The sequence below is a fragment of the Streptomyces rugosispiralis genome (assembly GCF_024505145.1).
GTDB classification, from domain to species: domain Bacteria; phylum Actinomycetota; class Actinomycetes; order Streptomycetales; family Streptomycetaceae; genus Streptomyces; species Streptomyces rugosispiralis.
Genome location: NZ_JANIAA010000001.1, coordinates 797,963 through 816,178, shown reverse-complemented (window position 1 = coordinate 816,178; position 18,216 = coordinate 797,963). Strand labels below are relative to the sequence as shown.

At 71.2% G+C, this 18,216-nt stretch carries 15 protein-coding genes and 4 pseudogenes; 10 read left to right on the top strand and 9 right to left on the bottom strand.

The features are described 5' to 3' along the window. Positions 1 to 169 precede the first annotated feature (169 nt). The 3 genes and pseudogenes from NP777_RS03685 to NP777_RS03675 all read right to left on the bottom strand — a co-directional run. Positions 170 to 979: a DUF4142 domain-containing protein gene (locus NP777_RS03685; RefSeq protein ID WP_256648532.1), complete on the bottom strand. Its 810-nt coding sequence runs from the start codon at positions 977 to 979 to the stop codon at positions 170 to 172. 130 nt (positions 980 to 1,109) lie between these two features. Continuing rightward, positions 1,110 to 1,832: a LysR substrate-binding domain-containing protein gene (locus NP777_RS03680; protein WP_256648639.1), complete on the bottom strand. Its 723-nt coding sequence runs from the start codon at positions 1,830 to 1,832 to the stop codon at positions 1,110 to 1,112. Between the two features lie 36 nt (positions 1,833 to 1,868). Next, positions 1,869 to 1,994 (bottom strand): annotated as a pseudogene (locus tag NP777_RS03675) (helix-turn-helix domain-containing protein); the annotation flags it as partial. Positions 1,995 to 2,017: 23 nt separating this feature from the next. Here NP777_RS03675 and NP777_RS03670 point away from each other — a divergent pair. From NP777_RS03670 to NP777_RS03650, 5 genes and pseudogenes are all read left to right on the top strand, one after another. Next, the gene (locus NP777_RS03670; protein ID WP_256648531.1) at positions 2,018 to 2,149 is read left to right on the top strand and encodes a hypothetical protein; all 132 of its coding nucleotides are present in this window, start codon (positions 2,018 to 2,020) and stop codon (positions 2,147 to 2,149) included. Between the two features lie 12 nt (positions 2,150 to 2,161). Continuing rightward, positions 2,162 to 2,662, top strand: a complete 501-nt coding sequence (locus tag NP777_RS03665; protein WP_308405003.1) for a carbohydrate ABC transporter permease — start codon at positions 2,162 to 2,164, stop codon at positions 2,660 to 2,662. Beyond that, positions 2,652 to 3,017 carry a hypothetical protein gene (locus NP777_RS03660; RefSeq protein WP_256648529.1) on the top strand — a complete coding sequence of 122 codons (366 nt, stop codon included), beginning with the start codon at positions 2,652 to 2,654 and terminating at the stop codon, positions 3,015 to 3,017. The genes NP777_RS03665 and NP777_RS03660 overlap by 11 nt, the downstream gene beginning before the upstream one ends. 8 nt (positions 3,018 to 3,025) lie before the next feature. Further along, positions 3,026 to 3,823 (top strand): annotated as a pseudogene (locus tag NP777_RS03655) (ABC transporter permease subunit); the annotation flags it as partial. 70 nt (positions 3,824 to 3,893) lie between these two features. Further along, the gene (locus NP777_RS03650) at positions 3,894 to 4,121 is read left to right on the top strand and encodes a hypothetical protein (RefSeq protein ID WP_256648528.1); all 228 of its coding nucleotides are present in this window, start codon (positions 3,894 to 3,896) and stop codon (positions 4,119 to 4,121) included. 128 nt (positions 4,122 to 4,249) lie between these two features. On the opposite strand, the gene NP777_RS03645 is transcribed toward NP777_RS03650, so the two are convergent. Further along, complete coding sequence (locus NP777_RS03645) at positions 4,250 to 5,179, bottom strand: right-handed parallel beta-helix repeat-containing protein (protein ID WP_256648527.1); 930 nt, start codon at positions 5,177 to 5,179, stop codon at positions 4,250 to 4,252. 294 nt (positions 5,180 to 5,473) lie between these two features. Between NP777_RS03645 and NP777_RS03640 the strand changes: the two genes are divergently transcribed. Further along, the gene (locus NP777_RS03640; protein ID WP_305889232.1) at positions 5,474 to 7,930 is read left to right on the top strand and encodes a GH92 family glycosyl hydrolase; all 2,457 of its coding nucleotides are present in this window, start codon (positions 5,474 to 5,476) and stop codon (positions 7,928 to 7,930) included. Positions 7,931 to 7,934: 4 nt separating this feature from the next. Here the strand turns inward: NP777_RS03640 and NP777_RS03635 are convergent, their stop codons facing one another. Together NP777_RS03635 and NP777_RS03630 are read right to left on the bottom strand one after the other, a co-directional pair. Further along, entirely contained in the window at positions 7,935 to 8,336 is a 402-nt protein-coding gene (locus NP777_RS03635; protein ID WP_256648525.1) for a DUF3662 domain-containing protein, read from the bottom strand. 56 nt (positions 8,337 to 8,392) lie between these two features. Then, entirely contained in the window at positions 8,393 to 9,985 is a 1,593-nt protein-coding gene (locus NP777_RS03630; RefSeq protein WP_256648524.1) for a purple acid phosphatase family protein, read from the bottom strand. Between the two features lie 241 nt (positions 9,986 to 10,226). Between NP777_RS03630 and NP777_RS03625 the strand changes: the two genes are divergently transcribed. Continuing rightward, complete coding sequence (locus NP777_RS03625) at positions 10,227 to 10,712, top strand: MarR family winged helix-turn-helix transcriptional regulator (RefSeq protein WP_256648523.1); 486 nt, start codon at positions 10,227 to 10,229, stop codon at positions 10,710 to 10,712. 70 nt (positions 10,713 to 10,782) lie between these two features. Here the strand turns inward: NP777_RS03625 and NP777_RS03620 are convergent, their stop codons facing one another. After that, positions 10,783 to 11,631, bottom strand: coding sequence for a hypothetical protein (locus tag NP777_RS03620; protein ID WP_256648522.1), 849 nt, complete (start codon positions 11,629 to 11,631; stop codon positions 10,783 to 10,785). Between the two features lie 216 nt (positions 11,632 to 11,847). Here NP777_RS03620 and NP777_RS03615 point away from each other — a divergent pair. Both NP777_RS03615 and NP777_RS03610 read left to right on the top strand, forming a co-directional pair. Beyond that, a pseudogene (locus NP777_RS03615) lies at positions 11,848 to 12,135 on the top strand (TetR/AcrR family transcriptional regulator); the annotation flags it as partial. Positions 12,136 to 12,156: 21 nt separating this feature from the next. Next, positions 12,157 to 13,607, top strand: a pseudogene (locus NP777_RS03610) (MFS transporter). On the opposite strand, the gene NP777_RS03605 reads toward NP777_RS03610, so the two are convergent. Next, the gene (locus tag NP777_RS03605) at positions 13,547 to 13,966 is read right to left on the bottom strand and encodes a Dabb family protein (protein ID WP_256648521.1); all 420 of its coding nucleotides are present in this window, start codon (positions 13,964 to 13,966) and stop codon (positions 13,547 to 13,549) included. The pseudogene NP777_RS03610 and the gene NP777_RS03605 sit on opposite strands and share 61 nt — an antisense overlap. Positions 13,967 to 14,091: 125 nt before the next feature. Between NP777_RS03605 and NP777_RS03600 the strand changes: the two genes are divergently transcribed. After that, complete coding sequence (locus NP777_RS03600; RefSeq protein ID WP_256648520.1) at positions 14,092 to 14,754, top strand: TetR/AcrR family transcriptional regulator; 663 nt, start codon at positions 14,092 to 14,094, stop codon at positions 14,752 to 14,754. Between the two features lie 53 nt (positions 14,755 to 14,807). On the opposite strand, the gene NP777_RS03595 is transcribed toward NP777_RS03600, so the two are convergent. Further along, the gene (locus NP777_RS03595) at positions 14,808 to 18,185 is read right to left on the bottom strand and encodes a pyruvate carboxylase (protein WP_256648519.1); all 3,378 of its coding nucleotides are present in this window, start codon (positions 18,183 to 18,185) and stop codon (positions 14,808 to 14,810) included. Positions 18,186 to 18,216 lie beyond the last annotated feature (31 nt).

Genomic DNA, 18,216 nt, shown 5'->3' with positions numbered 1-18,216 from the left:
ATACGCGTGGAGCCGGGGCGCGGCGCGGTGCCCGCCGGGGGTGGTCATGAGGCTCTCCCGGAGCCGTTTCGCACCCCCGCGGCGCACAGAGTGGCGTGATTTGACGGTACCGATGTGGCGGAAACCGCCCGCGTTTCACCCGGCTTGTCTGCGCTCTCCTGACGGTGTGTTACTGGGCGGCGGGGGAAGAGGTGGCGCCCGGAGTGGTCGGGGAGCCCGAGGCGCCCGGCGCGTCGTCGACCGGGGCGGGCGGGGACGCCGTGGGCGGTTCGCCCTTGCCCTCGAGCGAGGCCGGCTTCTTCAGGACGACCATGGGCTCACCGGGCTTGGGCATCACCGGCTTGGTGAAGTTCGGGCCCTGGGTCGGGGTCGAGGTGATCTGGGCGGGTAGCCGCTCGTAGTCGACCATCCCGGTGTTCTCCATCTGGGTGATGTGGTCCAGCACCGTGTTGTTGGCCTGGGTGGCGAGCTGGCGCACCAGGGTGTTCTTGCTGGTCGCCCGGATCTTGGCGATGGAGCTGAAGATCTGGCCGTGGGTGATGCGCAGGATCTGGGCCATCTGGCCGTCGAAGTTCTTGCCCGTGGCGGCCGTCAGCGTGTCCAGGAACCCCTGCTGCTGCGGCGTGGGCTTGTTGGGCAGGGTGATGCCGAGTTTGGGGGCGATGTCCCGTGAGGCCTGGTCCAGTTGCGCATGCCCCACGATCAGATGCTCACCGGCCGTCTTCACCGCCGCCGTGGTGCCCTTCTTGAGGGCCAGCTCACCGACGGGGTACTCCCACAGCCCGGCGAGCCGGACCTTGACCACGAAGTCCCGGTCGGCGCCGGTGAGCGGTCCGTACTGGGTCGAGCTCGTCTTCGCCAGGTTCGTCTGGTTCTTCTGCTGCACACCCGTCAGGACGGGCGACATGATCACGCCGAGGGTGACCACCACGGAACCTATGAGGAGGGAGGTACCTGTCACGAAGTACCGGGATCGCATAGAGCCTCCTGGCGGGGACGCCGGTCGTTGTGCGGAGCAGTGTCCGCCCGTGCTTGCACCGGCGAATACGGATCACGAAGGCCCTCTGCTCAATGGCCTGGCGGCTGTTTATATATCTTTGGACCGTTACTTACCGCCGCATATGGCCTATCTCACAGCCGCCTCCCGAGCGCTCCCGGGTGAGGACGTCCACCAGCCGCTGGAGGGCCGGATTGGGGCTGTCGGGGCTCCAGCAGGCGTGGAGGGTGACGGAGTGGGCGTCGGCCGGGGCCAGTTCGCGGTAGCGGACGCCGTGGACGCCCATGGTCATGATCGAACACGGGATCAGGGCGCAGCCCAGGCCCGCGCGGACCAGGGCGAGCATGGTGGGGACCTGAGAGGTCAACTGGCTGACGGCGTAGCGGTCCACGCCGATCATCGCGGCGCAGATGTCGTGCAGATAGCGGGAGCCATCGGGGCTGTAGCCGATGTAGTCGTCGGCCACGTCGGCCACGTCGGCCACGTCGGTCAGGGCGACGGGGGTGTCGACGTCCGCATCCGCCAGCGGATGGCCGGAGGGCACCGCGAGGACGAGGTCCTCGGAGTGGACCGGGAGCGAGGCGTACCCCTCGGGGATGGGCGGCCGCACCGGACCCAGGTCGACGCGCAGCTCCGAGAGGGCGGCGAACTGATCGGGGCTGACCAGTTCGGTCAACTCCACGGTGACATCGGGGAGGTGCCGCTTCACCAGGTCCAGCACATCGGCCAGGATGGCGTACGCGCCGATCGCGGTGAAGGCCAGCCGGAGAGTGCCGGTGCCGCCCTCGGCGGCGCGGCGGGTGGCGGTCGGCGCGGCGTCCAGCAGCGCCAGCACCCGGTGGCAGTGGTCGAGGAAGACCCGGCCCGCCGCGGTGATCCGGGCGCCTCGTCCGGTGCGCTCGAACAGGACGACGTCCAGGGCGCGTTCCAGCGCCTGGATCTGACGGGCCAGCGGGGGCTGGGTCATGTTGAGGCGGGCGGCGGCGCGGCCGATGTGCTGCTCCTCCGCCCTTCGTCAGTGTGCCGCTGACACTGCTGGTCAGCCTGGGCCTGGCGCTGCTGCTCAACCAGGGGCTGCGGCGCATGGCGGTGTTCCGGTCGCTGCTCCTGCTGCCCTACGCGACGATCACCGTGGCGGTGGCCTTCGTCTAGGTCTGGCTCTACATCCCGCACGACGGGCTGATCAACGTGGTGCTCGGCGCCTTCGGGATCGACGGCCCGGCCTGGCTGATCTCGGACGACTGGGCCATGCCGGCCCTGATCCTGATGAGCGTCTGGAAGAGCTTCGGCTTCGGCGTGGTGTTCTTCCTCGCCGGGCTGCAGGCCATTCCACAGCAGCTCTACGAGGCGGCCAGGGTGGACGGTGCCTCGCCCTGGCGCACCTTCCGCTCGGTGACGCTGCCCCTGCTGACGCCCTCGGTGTTCTTCACCGTGGTCACCTCGATCATCGACTCCTTCCAGGTCTTCGACCAGGCGCTGGTGATGACGGACGGCGGGCCGGGATCCAGCACCACCACGCTTGTGATGTACATCTACCGGACCGGATTCCAGAACTACGAGCAGGGCTACGCGGCCGCGCAATCGATGGTGCTGTTCGCCTTCATCGTCGTCATCACCGCGGCGCAGTTCCTGGTCCAGCGGAGGCTGGTGCACTATGACCTCTGACGTGCCCGCGCTCGCGGCCCTCCGCCGCTCGCCCGTGGCGGCCCGGCGGCTGCTGGTGTTCACCTGTTTCCTGGTCACCGCGGTCACCCTCACCCCCATCGTGACGATGGTCCTGGTGGCCTTCCAGTCCGACACCGAGTCGATGGCGGCACGGCCGTCGTTCTGGCCCGGCAGCCGGCATCCGGAGAACATCGGCCGCGCCTTCGACCTCGTCCCCCTGGGCCGCTATCTGCTGAACACCGTCTTCTTCGCCGGGGGTACGGCGCTGCTGGAGACGGTCACCGCGGCGCTGGCCGCGTACGCCTTCGCCCGGCTGCGCTTCCGGGGCCGGAGCCGCTGTTCGGCGTCTATCTGACCACCTTGATGATTCCGACGCAGGTCACGCTGATCCCGCAGTTCATCCTGGTGGCGAAGTTGCACGGGGTGGACACCTGGCTCGGGGTGTTCCTGCCGCACGCCTTCACCGCGCTCGGGGTGTTCCTGCTCCGCCAGTTCTTCCTGGGCGTGCCCCGCGACTACGAGGAGGCCGCCCGGCTCGACGGGGCGAACCGCTGGCAGACGTTCATCCGGGTGATCGTCCCGCTCGCCGTCCCGGCCATCGCCACCCTGGCGGTGTTCAAGTTCATCAGCCAGTGGAACAACCTGCTCTGGCCGCTGGTGATATCCAACAGCGACTCCACCAGGACCGCGGCCGTCGGCCTCCAGGTGCCCGGCGACACTCTGGGCCGGCTGGTGTCCGGCCTGGGCTTCACCGGTGCCGAGGCCCCGGTCCGGGACACCGCGTACGTCACCCCGGCCGAGGCCGGACGGCTGCTGCCGGAGTTCACCGCGCGACTGCGGGCCGAGGGCGTCGAGGTGATCAGCGTCGCGAGCGATCTCCGCGAACCCGTCTTCGCGGCCTGCCGGGAGGCGGGCGTGCCGATGATCCGGGTCATGGCCGAGCTGGGCCCCGACGGCTATGCCGCCTCCGTGCGGCGGGTACGGCACCGGCTGGAGGACGCGGCGCCGCTCGCCGGGGAATATGGCGTCCAGGTCGGGGTGCAGCCGCACCACGGGCGCTATGTGTCCTCCGCGCTGGGAGTGATGGACCTCCTCGACGGTCTGCCGGTCCAGCACTTCCGCGTCGTCTGGGACGCCGCCCATGACGCGCCGGCGGGCGACGATCCGCGGATCACCCTGCCGCTGGTCGCCGAGCGGCTCGGCATCGTCAACCTCAAGAAACGCCATCCATGTGCGTACCGAACCGGCCGGTGCGGCCGTCGGCGGGCACTGGAAACCCTGGTTCGTGCCCGGGTCCGAGTGGCTGGCCGACTGGTCGGCGGCGCTCGGCCAACTGACCGAGCTCGGCTTCACGGGCCCGGTGTGTCCGTCCGGGCAGTACTCCGGCCCCGGGGTCCCGGTCGAGAAGCGCCTGGTGGCGGATCTGGCGGCGGCACGCGACGCGGCGGGCGCGGTGTGACGGGGCGTCCTCCGTCCCGCTGTGCGACCGGGCGTCGTCTGCCCCGGGAGGAGCGGCGGAACGTATCCCGGGGGGAGCGGGAGAACCCCGCGCCCCCGCTCCCCCCCGGCTCCTCCTCCCAGAGGCTCCTACGGCGGACCGCCCGGCTCCGGGCCCCGGTAACCGGCCCGGGACGAGGCGTCGATGCCCACCTCGTAGCGGATACCGGGGTGGAGGGTGTTGCCGTCGACCCGGGCGCCGGTCGAGTGGAGGGCGAGGCCGATGGCGTGGTGGGTGGGGGTGGCGAACTCATTGCCGGTGATGGTGGCGTTCCGTACGTCCTCGAACATCAGGGCCTGGGAGGCGCGCAGCGTCTCGCAGTGGTTGCCCCGGATGGTGAAGTCGCCGGTGATGCCGTGGCCGTCGCCCTCGCCGTCGTCGGGGCCCTCGGCCATCAGGCACATGTTGTCGATGTCCTCGCAGCGGTTGTGCTCGATGCGGACCCGGTGGCTGGGCGGGGTGTCGCTGGCGAAGGTCTGCATGCAGTCGGCGTGCCGGCCATGGCTGTTGTCGGTGTCGCGGACGGTGTTGTGCGCGATGGTCAGATCGTCGCCGAAGAACCGGATGCCGTCACCGTCCCCGCCCCTCGGGCCGATCACGGTGTTGTTCCGCAGGGTGACGCGGTGGCCGGTCAGCTCGATCCCGGGCGCCTCCGGCCGGACGGACCGGAACCCGTCCACGATCACGTCGTCGGCCTCGATGGTGATGCCGTCCACGGCGTCCCCGCCCCCGGCGTAGACGATCGGGCGCTCCCGGCTCCCGCCCTTGGTGATGACCAGCCGCCGCCGGGACAGATCGCCGTCGAAGCAGACGGTGTCCCCCGGCTTCGCCCGGCGCGCCGCCTCCCGCGGGGTGGCGATGTGCAGGGTGCAGCGCTCGGTCCCCGTCCCGGTCGTGAGCGACGCCGTCGGCGCGGCGGCGCCCCGCCCCTGGGGCCACGACGGACGCGCCAGGGCGGCCAGGAGCGCGAGGACCGAGACGGCGAGAAAGCCGAGGACGAGTCTCCAGGTGATCCGCATGGCGGGAACCGTAGAGCGGGGCCCCGGGGACCGGTCCCGCCGTCAGCCGTCCGTCTCCGGCGTCCGGTTCACTCCAGCGTCACCGTATGCCTCTAGGGCCTGTCTGGGGTTGTGATCTGGATCAGGGAGCGGGGCGTGGTGCGTGCGATCGCAAGGCGCCGGAAGGCCCTCGTAGCGGAGCTACTAGGGCGTTTCGGCAACGCCGCGAGCGTACGTGCCACGCCCCGCGAGCCCAGATCACAACCCCAGACAGGCCCTAGGTTCACCCCGACACATGGAAGGGCGTGATCCCCGATGGAGACGCACAGAACGCGGCGAAAGAGACTCGGACACCGATCGGCGCTGGCCGGCGGGGGAGTGGCGGTGGCGGTCGGCGCGCTGCTCGCCCCGCTCGTCGAGGCCCCCGCGGCGAGCGCGGCACCACGGGCCGACGAGGTACGTCACCCCGTCGACCACGTGGACCCGTTGATCGGTTCCGCGGGTGGTGGCAACACCTATCCGGGCGCCAATCTGCCGTTCGGCATGATCGCCTGGTCCCCGACCAGCACCACCGGCGACCAGACCAACACCGCGGCGGCGAATGGCTACGCGTACGACACCACCCGGGTCCGGGGCTTCAGCCTCACCCATGTCAACGGCGCGGGCTGCCACCCCGGAGCCGCGGGCGATGTGCCGATCATGCCGTTCGTGGGCGAGGTCGACAGCTCTCCCACAGCCGACACCAAGGACCAGAAGTACGCCGCCACCTTCTCGCACGAGAAGGAGAAGGCCGAGCCCGGCCACTACCGGGTGGGGCTCGACTCGGGCGCGTCCGCCGATCTCGCGGTGAGCGAGCGAGCCGGTGTCGCCGACTTCTCCTTCCCCCGGGACGCCCCGGCCCGGCTGCTGTTCCGCACCTCCAACTCGCTCAACGGCAGCGAGAACGCGCACATCGAGATCGACCGCGAGCGGCACAAGGTCACCGGCTGGGTGCTCACCGGCGCGTTCTGCGGACGGCGCGCCAACGGCGGGGAGAACAACCGCAAGACCTACTACCGCCTCCACTTCAGCGCCTCGTTCGACCGCGCCTTCTCCACCGTGGGCACCTGGGAGAACGACCGGCTCTCACCCGGCGCCACCACCGCCGACGGCGGCGAGGGCTATCTCACCGGCGCCGACCGGGCCGGGCGCGGCTCCGGCGGATACGTGGGCTTCGACACCGCGCGTGACAACGATGTCCGGATGCGGCTCGGCATCTCGTACGTCTCCCTCGCGGGCGCCGAGTCCAACCTCCGCGCCGAAATAGCGCCCCGGGCGAGCGTCGCCGACGTGGCCGCCGCCGGACGGGCCGCCTGGGACCGCCGGCTGCGCGCCATCCGGATCAGCGGCGGCAGCGAGCCGCGCCGCACCGCGTTCTACACCGCCCTCTACCACTCGCTCCAGCAGCCCAACCTGATCAGCGACACCGACGGCCGCTACCCGGGCATGGACGGCACACCGCACCGCGTCGAGCGCGGGCAGACCGCGCAGTACAGCAACTTCTCCGGCTGGGACCAGTACCGCGCCCAGGTGCAGCTGCTCGCCCTGCTCCAGCCCGAGGTCGCCGGGGACTTCGCCCAGTCGCTGCTCAACTTCGCCCGGCAGAACGGCGGGGTGTGGGACCGCTGGGTGCACATCAGCGGCGCCACCCATGTGATGACCGGCGACCCCTCCGCCGCCACACTCGCCACCTTCTACGCCATGGGGGTGCGGAACTTCGACGCCAAGGGCGCCTTCGACTCCCTCTACCGCCAGGCCACCGTCCCGCACCCCGACGGGCTCTCCGACAAGGGCTGCCCGGGGCAGTGCGAGGGCCAGCGCCCCGGCCTCGCCCAGTACCTGGAGTCCCGGTACGCCGCACAGGACGCCTGCCACTGCTGGGGCGGCGCCGCGGAGACCCTGGAGGACTCCGTCGCCGATGACGCGCTCGCCCGCTGGGCCCGGCTGCTCGGCCGCACCAAGGAGGCCGACGAGCTCGGCACGCGCGGCGGCTACTGGCGCAATGTGTTCAACCCCCAGGCCACCGGCGCGGCGGGGTACATCCAGGCCAGGAACCGCGACGGCTCCTGGGTGACCCCCTTCGACCCGGCGTCCGACCGGGGCTTCGCCCAGGGCAGCGCGGCCACGTACACCTGGATGGTGCCGCAGGACGTCCAGGGGCTCGCCGAGGCCATGGGCGGCCGGGACAAGGCGGCGGCCCGGCTGGACGGCTTCTTCCACAAGCCCGACGGCTCCTGGTCGGTCCGCGGCGGCGATCCGCTCCGCTACGACCCCACCAACGAACCGGGCATCCACGCCCCCTGGCTCTACAACGCGCTGGGGCAGCCCTGGAAGACCCAGGAGACGGTGCGCCAGATCGTCACCACCGTGTACGGCACCGGGCCGAAGGGGCTGCCCGGCAACGACGACCTGGGCACGATGTCCGCGTGGTACGTGTTCGCGGCGCTCGGCCTCTATCCGCAGGCCCCGGGGCGCGCCGAGGCACTGCTCACCGGTCCGCTCTTCCCCCGCGCGGCGATCGCCCCGGCGGGGCAGCGGCGCGCCCTGACCATCGACGCCCCGGACGCGTCCGACACCCGCCCCTATGTGCGGGCGGTGCGGGTGAACGGCCGGCCGCACGACACGTCATGGCTCGACGGCTCCGTCGTGCGCCAGGGCGGCTCGCTCTCCTTCGACCTGGCCGACCGGCCCGACACCGGCTGGGCCACCGACCCGGGGCGGCTGCCCCGCTGACGCGCTAGGCCGTCGCGTCGGCGAACGTGTCCGCGCGGATATGGGTCATGGGCCGGCCCACCACCCGGTACCTGCCGTTGGGCACCCGGTCGGACCGGGACACGTGCACGGTGAGCGGGCCGGCCCACTCATAGCCCTTGTCCTCCGCGTGGCGCATGAGCTGGTCCGTCAGCTCCTGCCCCACATGACAGCCACGCCGGGTGAGCTCCTCGTGCACCGCGTCGGCGAGCTCGACGTCATAGACGTTGGGCACGACCACCCGGGTCGGTCCGCACACCACGGTGTGGCTGTCGCATTCACGTTTCAGCGCGCCGAGGAGTTCGACGGGCTCGCTGCGGACCACCTTGGCGAGCAGCGATGCCTCCCAGCGCTCTATCGCCCGTTCCCATCGGTTCAGCGTCTGCATGCCCTCCCGCGTTCCCGAAATGGATCACCCCATGCCCGTATCGGGGCGGCTCGCCGTCAGCGGCGTCGCTCACCGTCGCTACGGGTCCGCCGGAGCGTGAAGGTGTCCACGGGCTCGATACGGCCGTAGAGCCCGGTGACCGCGTAGTAGGTCACCGACATGGTGGTGGGGCCGCCCGGCTCGGTGCCGGGGTCGACGGTGAACGCGGCGAAGCCGTACGGGTTCACCCGGTCGCGCACGGCAGACCACGGGGCCGCCTCCGTCACATAGACCGGGGTCTTGTGGCCGTTCGCACCGGTGTCGCCGACACCGGTGATGACATTGCACCGCGGGGTGTCGAACAGGACGTCCATCGACGGGACCGAGGTGCCACCGCCACCGATGACCATGTGCACCGTCCCCTTGCCGGTGTCCACCAGATCGGTACGGGTGGCGGCGGGGGTCGGCGTCATCGTGTCGTTGGGCTCCCGGCCGCGGATCGGGTGGGAGCGCTCGTAGTGGTGTTCATGGCCGCAGACGACCAGGTCGACGCCGTACTTGTCGAAGAGCGGCAGCCACTCCTGACGGATGCCGAGGTCGGCGCCGTTGCCCGGGTGGTCCGCCGTGGAGACGACCACCTGGTGCATGACGACCACGATCCAGTCGATGTCCCGGTCGGTCCGGGCCCGGGTGAGCTCGGCCTCCAGCCAGCGCCGCTGGGCACCGCCGGAGTAGCCCCGCACATAGGTGTTCCCGGCGTCCTGAAGGGCCACGTCGTCGTTGGCCAGGCTCACGACGCGCACCGAACCGACGGTGAAGGCGTACCACAGCCCCTGGGTCTCGTCGTCGCCGCCGTTGCCGGGCAGGGCGAAGTACGACTGGTAGGCGGCGAATCCGATCGGCCCGTTGCCCAGCTCGTTCTCGTGGTTGCCGGCCGCGGGCATCCACGGCCGGAACCGTGCGGAACGGCTGGTCATGTCGAACCAGTCCGCCCAGGTGCGCAGCCGGTCCTCGGACAGGTTGGCGTAGCACAGATCGCCGTTGATGAGGTGGAACAGGGGCGCGACCCGCTCGACGGCGGTGGTCACGTCGTTGGCGTACGGCGAGCCGAGGTTGTCGTTGAGATAGATGAGCTTCTCGGTGATCTTCGGCGGCTTGGGCCCGTTCAGCTTGCCCACCGTGGGCGTGCCCTGGTCGCCGAAGCTGGTGAAGGTGAACGGCGCCCGGCCGCCCGGCCCGGTGCGGAACGACCCGGCCTCCGGTGTCGCCCCGTCGTGGACGGCGGCGTAGACGTAGTCCGTGCCGGGGCGCAGCCGGCTCAGCCGGGCGTGGTGGACATATATGCTCTGCCCGGACTTGGCGTCCCGGTAGAAGGTGGTCCGCGCGGAGACCTCGGTGCCCATGCCATGGGCCGGGGTGCCGAGCATGACACGCGGCCGTTTCACCGGGACCGGTGTCTGCCAGGAGGCCACGACCTCCCGGGCGGCGTCGGCCCCGAACTGCAGATGCAGCCCGCTCACCGGTGGCATCCCGGACCCCTCCGGCCGGGTCCACAGCACCGGCGAGGCCGCCACCGCCTCCTGCTGGGACAGATACGTGCCCGCACCGGCCGCCGCGGCGCCCGCCACGCCCAGCAGCCCCCGGCGGCTCACCCGGGACGTGGTGGACATGGTGGCCGCCGTCGCCGGTCTGGTGGCCGACGCTGCCGATGTGGTGGCCGTGTTCTTCGGTGTCGTCGTCATGGGGCGAAGCTCCCACGCACCCGCCGTCGCCTGACACCGCGGCGCCGTGAACAGCGCGACACGGCGGGCTACCGGCGGACGACCGGACGGCGAACCCCGACAACCATCTCGGTGGACGGTGGCGGATGTGCGTTGCCAGCGGCGGTGGCGGCGCCGCAGGCTGGTGTCCGTGAACGATCGGGATGAGGAACTGCGCGGGCTGGACGCGGTGCTGCAGGAACTGCGCCACGCCCGCCACGGGCTGTACGGACCGCTGGTGCGGGAGCGCTTCCTGGGCGGGCTGCCCGCCGGTGTCACCCCGACCGGCTACCGGGTGCTGCGCTTCGTCGAGGCCAGCTCCCCACCCCCGCCCACCGTGTCCGACATCGCCGCCCTGCTGCTGTCCGACCGGGCCCGCGCCGTGCGCGTCGTGGACCGGCTGGTGGCGGCGGGCCTGGTGACCCGGGTGCGGGACACCGTGGACCGGCGGATACGGAGGGTGGCGCTGACCGACACCGGGCGCCGCCATGTCGGCCTGGCGGCCGCCCGGCGGACCCGGCTGCTGGGCGAGGCCATCGCGGACTGGCCGGACGAGGACCTCGCCCGGCTGACGGACTACCTGGAGCGGCTCAACGCCTCCGTGGCCCGCCATCTGCCGACGTCCGGCGATCGGTGACGCGGGGCCGGGGCGCCACCGGGCCCACGCCACCGCCGCGGGCGTGCCGCGCCGCGAGAGGGACCGTCGGCTATGACTTGGACGCCCGGAAGTTCCGGAACAGCAGATAGGTGTCGAGGATGTCCGACGAGGCGCTTTCGACCGAGCGGTAGATGCCCCACTTGGGCCGCTGGTAGTCGTCCTGGTCGGGCATCTTCACATTGGACATGCTGCCCTGGACCGCCACCGGGGCGCCGGACCCGGTGCCGTTGCGGGCCACGAAGGCCGCCTTGCCGTTCGAGCCGATGGTGAACGTCCACTCGATGGTGATCCACTTGTTGCGCAGCGGCGCGAGGTCCGTCGAGGCGATGTCCGGTGAGCCGGAGTTGGCGTACGCACGGGCCCGCAGCGTCTCCGTGCTGCCGCTGCGGCCGAGGTCCAGGGTGATGTACGGACCGCCGTTGTCCACCGGGGTCTTGGTCTGGAAGATGTGGGTGAACTTGCTGGTGCCGTGCAGCGAGGTGGGCATGAACATCTCGTAGCTGAGGCTCCATGTCTCACCGTCGCGCATCTTCACGGTGGAGCCGCCCTGCACCATGCCCTTGGACTCGGTGCGCTGGCGGTCGCCGCCACCGGTGGTGTCCCGGTCGTCCTTCCAGATGTTGAAGCGGTAGTGGTCACCGCCCTCGACGAGCACGTACTTCCGGTCCGGGTGGGCGCCGCCGCGGTCGGCCTCGATGCCCTCGAACGCCTTGAGCCCGTCGCCGGACGGGTCAGGATGCCAGAGCAACTGCGCGGCCGCGGCGCGGGAGGCGGCGGAGGCCGGGGTGGCGCCCGAGGTCAGCTGCCCGAGGGCGATCGGCGTTCCGACGGCTGCCGCGGCCATCGAACCGAGGACCCGGCGGCGGCTCAACGGGTGGGGAGCGGGGTTTTCTGCCATGGTCGTTGACTTCCTTCCTGATCCGGTAAAGGAGTGGCGTGCTCATGGCGCACCACGCAGATTGGACCGGACCAAATGGACCGTCAAGGCTCACGGGCAGTTCTTTACCCGAGAATAGGTTCAGGTAGCTGAACAAATCTGCCTCCTTCTGGTGCATATGGCGGCATCTATGTCCCCCATCTTGAGCGTTTGTTCGTTCTTATGAACCCGTAGACAGTGTCTACGGCCCTTTCGCCGCGGGAGATCGCCCGTCGGGCCGGGGTGTCCCACGGCGCGCCGCGGCGGTACTTCCCGACGCATCTGTCCCTGCTGTCCGCCATCGCGCGCCGTGGCTTCGAGAGCCTGGCCGCGCAGGCCGGTGCGGCGATCGCCGCCCATGAGGGCGATCCCCGTGAGCAGTTGACGGCGCTGGCGCGGAGCTGGCTCGACTTCGCGCTGACCAACCGCGGCATGTTCGAGCTGATGTTCCGTCACGACTGCCCGCGCGGACGGCGCCTCACCCTCGTCGCGAGCGTCACCGGAGCCGTGATCGTCGCCCTGGACGGCACCGTGCTGACGGTCGCCCAGCCCCGGCTGCAACGGGACCTGAACGCCACATTCGCCCAGGTGCAGTGGACCAGCACCGGATATCTGATCGCCGTGGCGAGTCTGCTGGTCTTCGCGGGCCGCCTCGGCGACCGCTACGGCCATCGGCGCGTCTTCGCCATCGGGATGCTGGGCTTCGGTGCCGCCTCGGCGGGCATCGGGCTCGCGGGTGGCATCGGCTGGGTGATCGGACTGCGGGTCGCCCAGGGGTTTTCGGGGCGCTGCTGCAACCCGCCACCCTCGGGATGCTGCGGGCCGCGTATCCGCCCGACCGGATCGGCGGGCCGGTCGCCGTGCGGACCGGCGCCATCGGGCTGGCGGCCGTGGCCGGTCCGCTGGTTGGCGGGGCGCTGACCACCCATCTGGGGTGGCGGGCGGTGTTCTTCGTCAATGTCGCGCCCGCCCTCGCCATGGGTCTGGCGGCGCTCGCCGTCCAGGCCCCTTCGGCACCCGCCGTCCGCGCCCCGGCGACGCCCCGTGAGTCCGCCCGGCCGCGGCTCGATCTGCCGGGTGCGGGCCTGCTCGCGGTGGCGCTGGCCGGGCTGGTGCACACGCTCGTCGGCGTCCCCGAGACCGGCTGGACGGTGGCGACCGCGCTCGGGCTCGGATGCGCCGTGGCGGCCGGAGGCGCCTTCGTACGGCATGAGCGCCGGACGGGGGATCCGCTGGTGCCGCCGGGTGTGCTGCGGTCGGATACCGCGGGCCCGGCGCTCGGTGTGCTGGTGGCCGCGTCGGCCGCACTGTTCGGGGCGCTGTTCCTCGGCACGTACTACTTGCAGGACGTGCTCGCGCTGGATCCGCTCGACAGCGGGCTGCGGGCGCTGCCGCTCGCGGTGATGATGGTGCTGGGCGCGCCGGTGGCGGCGATGCTGACCCGCCGTCAGGGGCCCCGCCGGACGGCGGTGGCGGGGATGGTTCTGGTGGTGGCCGGTGTGCTGCTGATGTCCCGTCTGGGCCGGGGCTCGGGCGCCGAGGCGATCGGTGGCTGCTTTCTCCTGCTGGGCGCGGGTTTCGCCACCGTGATGGTCACCGCGACCACCGTCGTCGTGCGGGACGCGTCCGTGGACACCGCCGGGGTGGCGGGCGGACTCCAGCAGACCGCCATGAACATCGGGCCCGCGCTGGGGGTCGCGGCCGCGACCACGCTGATGAGCATGGCCGGGCGGGACGGCACGGGCGGACGGCCGCCCGGCGACGGGCCGCGCTGGGCGGCCGATGTCTTCCTCTCGGCGATGGGACCCGCGCTGACGGTCCTCGCGGCCGTGGCCGCGGCCGGTGCGCTGCTGGCCACCAGGCTGCCCGGTCGATCCGCCCCGCGGCGGCCCGAGGATCAGCCGGTGGAAGAGCTTCCGGACGGACCCCCGAGGTCCGAGATCGCGTCGAGCGCCTGACCCCACCGCGGGTACGTCGCCACCTTCTTCAGATGCATGCCCATGACCCGTTCGCCGAGGGTGGGGTCCATGTCGTCCGACAGCTGGAACGCCGAGAGCTTCGCGATATGGGGAAGGATCTCGTCGTCGCCCGCGATGTGCACCGGGTCGTGCAGATACCGGTCCAGTGCCTCCAGATCGGTCACCGCCGCGCAGTAGGCGTGGGTGAAGCCCTCGGCGGAGTCGCCGAGGAACTGGCCGGCGGCGGAGAACGAGACCGCCTCCACCGCGCCCGTGCGGCGCATCAACGCCAGCACCTCGGCCTTCTCCTGCTCCGTCGTGCCGTCCTTGAAGCTGAACCGCAACACATTGACCAGCATGGGTGGTTCCCTCCGTTGGTGAACTCGTGAGTTCAAATTAATGGCCGGACCAGTCAATGAACAAGGGGGTTGGGATTCTTGAACCGAGGAGTTCAATTCGGAGCGTCGTGGGATACGATGCGCGGATGACGGCAGTGACAGCCCCGTCCGGGCGGAAGGTTCCGCGAGGGCGTATCGACAAGCGGCAGGCGATCCTTGACGCCGCGTTCACCGTCTTCGCGCGCCGGGGGTACGGACAGTCGTGTGTCCAGGAGATCGCGAATGAGGCGGGGGTCGCCAAGCCCACGGTCTACAACCACCTCACCGACAAGGAGACCCTGTTCCGCCATGCCATCGAGGCCGCTGCAGACGCCGTGATGGCCGAGAACCTCGCCGTCGTCGAGCGGCTGCGCGAGCCCGGCGACGATCTGCGCGCCGCCCTGGAGGACATGGCGTACCGGATGCTCCAGGTGTGCTGCGGTGAGCGTTCCCGCGCCCTGCGGCGGCTCACCTACGCCCAGGCGGCCGACTTCCCCGATCTGATCGAGACCGTCCAGGGGCGTACGGCCATCCGGCTCGGTGAGGCGCTGGCGGACCGGCTGGCCAGGCTGTCGCTGTCCGGACGGCTGCGGCCAGGTGATCCGGCGCAGGCCGCGGAGCAGTTGCTCGCACTGCTCACCGGCCCCATGGAGATGCGGTCCCGGCTGGGCACCCGCAAGGTCTCCACGGCCGAGACCCGCACGGTCGCCCGAGCCGCGGTGGACACCTTTCTGCGGGCATACGAAGCCGCCGCCCCCGGCCGCCCCTGACCCGAGGGCCGGGGGGCCGGTGACGGCGGCTCGTGGCAGGAGGTGTTCCCGGCTCAGTTCAGGGCGACCAGCAGATCGCCGCCCTCCACCTGCTGAATCGTGTTGATGGCGATGCGCGACACGGTCCCGCTCTTCGGGGCCGCGATGGTGGCCTCCATCTTCATCGCCTCGATCGTGCCGATGGTGGCACCGGCCTCCACCTGGTCGCCCTCGGCCACCGCCAGCGTCACCACACCCGCGAAGGGCGCCGCCACATGGCCGGGGTTGCTCCGGTCGGCCTTCTCGGTGGCCGGCACATCGGAGGCCGCCGAGGTGTCCCGCACCTGGACCGGGCGCAACTGGCCGTTCAGCGAGGCCATCACCGTGCGCATACCGCGCTCGTCGGCGTCGCCGATGGCCTCCAGTTCGATCAGCAGCCGGACACCCGGCTCGAGGTCCACCGTGTACTCCTGCCGCGGGCGCAGCCCGTAGAAGAAGTCCTTGCTGTCCAGCACGCTGGTGTCACCATGGGCCTGCCGCTGCGCCTCGAACTCCTTGGTCGGGCCGGGGAACAGCAGCCGGTTCAGCGTGGCCCGCGGATCCTTCTCCAACTGCTCCCGGTCCTCCGCGGACAGCTCCGCGGCCACCGGCTTGGCGGCGGCGCGGCCCTCCAGCGCCTTGCCGCGGAACGGCTCGGGCCAGCCGCCCGGCGGATTGCCCAGCTCGCCGCGGAGGAAGCCGATGACCGAGTCCGGGATGTCGTACCGGCCCGGCCGCGCCTCGAAGTCCTCCGGCGACACCCCCGCCCCCACCAGGTGCAGCGCGAGATCGCCGACCACCTTCGACGACGGGGTGACCTTCACCAGATGACCCAGGATCCGGTCCGCGGCGGTGTACATCGCCTCGATGTCCTCGAAGCGGTCGCCGAGGCCGAGCGCGATGGCCTGGGTGCGCAGATTGGACAGCTGACCACCGGGGATCTCATGGTGGTACACCCGCCCGGTCGGCGCGGCGAGGCCCGCCTCGAACGGTGCGTAGATCTTGCGTACGGCCTCCCAGTACGGCTCCAGGCCGCCGATCGCCTCGAGGTCGAGACCGGTCGGCCGGTCGGAGTGGTCGGTGGCGGCCACGATCGCCGACAGCGACGGCTGGGAGGTGGTGCCCGCCATGGAGGCCACCGCGCCGTCCACCGCGTCCGCACCGGCCTGGACCGCCGCGAGATAGGTGGCGAGCTGACCGCCCGCGGTGTCATGGGTGTGGATGTGCACCGGCAGGTCGAACTCCCGGCGCAGCGCGGAGACCAGCTTCGCCGCGGCCGGTGCGCGCAGCAGCCCCGCCATGTCCTTGATGGCCAGCACATGCGCGCCCGCGTCCACGATCTGCTCGGCGAGCCGCAGATAGTAGTCGAGGGTGTAGAGCCGCTCCGAGGGATCGGACAGGTCGGAGGTGTAGCAGAGCGCCACCTCGGCGACGGCCGAGCCGGTCTCCCGCACCGCGTCGATCGCGGGCCGCATCTGCCCGATGTCGTTCAGCGCGTCGAAGATCCGGAAGATGTCGATCCCGGTGGCCGTGGCCTCCCGTACGAAGGAGGTGGTCACCTCGGTCGGGTACGGCGTGTAGCCCACGGTGTTGCGGCCGCGCAGCAGCATCTGCAGACAGATGTTGGGCACCGCCTCGCGCAGCTTGGCCAGCCGCTCCCAGGGGTCCTCGGCGAGGAAGCGCAGCGCCACGTCGTAGGTGGCCCCGCCCCAGCACTCCAGCGACAGCAGTTCCGGCACGGTCCGCGCCACCACCGGGGCCACGGCCAGCAGGTCCTTGCTGCGGACCCGGGTGGCCAGCAGCGACTGGTGCGCGTCCCGGAAGGTGGTGTCGGTGACACCGATGGTGGGCGACTCGCGCAGCCGGCGCGCGAACCCCTCCGGGCCCAGCTCGGTGAGGAGCTGCTTGGAGCCGGCGGGCGGCTCGGTGTCCGGCACCGGGGGAAGCTTGGTGGTCGCGTCGATCAGATGGGGCCGCTCGCCATGGGGCTTGTTCACCGTGATGTCGGCGAGATAGGTGAGCAACTTGGTTCCGCGGTCGGCGGAGTGACGCGCCGTCAGCAGATGCGGCCGCTGCTCGATGAACGACGTGGTGACCTGCCCGGCCCGGAAGTCCGGATCGTCCAGCACCGCCTGGAGGAAGGGGATGTTGGTGGACACCCCGCGGATGCGGAACTCGGCCACCGCGCGCCGGGCGCGGCCGACCGCGGTGGCGAAGTCCCGCCCCCGGCAGGTCAGCTTGACCAGCATCGAGTCGAAGTGGGCGCTGATCTCCGCACCGGAGTGGGTGGTGCCACCGTCAAGCCGGATGCCCGATCCGCCCGGGGAGCGGTACGCGCTGATCATCCCGGTGTCCGGGCGGAAGCCGTTGGCCGGGTCCTCGGTGGTGATCCGGCACTGCAGCGCCGCACCCCGCAGATACATGGTGTCCTGGGAGAGCCCGAGGTCGGACAGTGTCTGACCGGCGGCGATCCGCAGTTGCGACTGGACGAGGTCCACATCGGTGATCTCCTCGGTCACCGTGTGCTCGACCTGGATCCGCGGATTCATCTCGATGAACACATGGCGGCCGTCGCGGTCGAGGAGGAACTCCACCGTACCGGCGTTGCGATAGCCGATCTCCCGGGCGAACTTCACCGCGTCCTCGCAGATCCGGGCCCTTAGCTCCGGATCGAGGTTGGGCGCGGGAGCCAGCTCGATCACCTTCTGGTGGCGCCGCTGCACCGAACAGTCGCGCTCGAACAGATGGATGACATCGCCCTCGCCGTCGGCGAGGATCTGCACCTCGATATGGCGGGGCTCCACCACCGCCTTCTCCAGGAAGACCGTGGCATCGCCGAAGGCGGACTCGGCCTCCCGCGCCGCCGCCTCGATGGACTCGCGCAGCGTCTCCCGGCTCTCGACCCTGCGCATCCCGCGCCCGCCACCACCGGCGACGGCCTTGACGAACACCGGGAATCCGAGCTCGTCCGCGGCCCGGACCAGCTCGTCCACATCGGTCGACGGCTCGGAGGAGCCCAGCACCGGCACCCCGGCCGCACGGGCCGCGGCCACCGCGCGTGCCTTGTTCCCGGTGAGCTCCAGGATCTGCGCGCTGGGCCCCACGAACGTGATCCCCGCCTCCTCGCACGCGCGTGCGAGATCGGGGTTCTCGGACAGGAAGCCGTATCCGGGGTACACCGCGTCCGCGCCCGCCTTGCGCGCCGCGCGGATGATCTCCTCGACGGAGAGATAGGCCCGCACCGGATGGCCCGGCTCACCGATCTCGTACGCCTCGTCGGCCTTCAGCCGGTGCAGTGAGTTGCGGTCCTCGTGCGGGAAAACGGCGACGGTTCTCGCGCCCAGCTCATAGCCGGCGCGGAAGGCGCGAATGGCGATCTCACCACGATTGGCGACCAGCACCTTGCGGAACATGCCCGATCCCTTCTACCTGCCCGTTACCAAC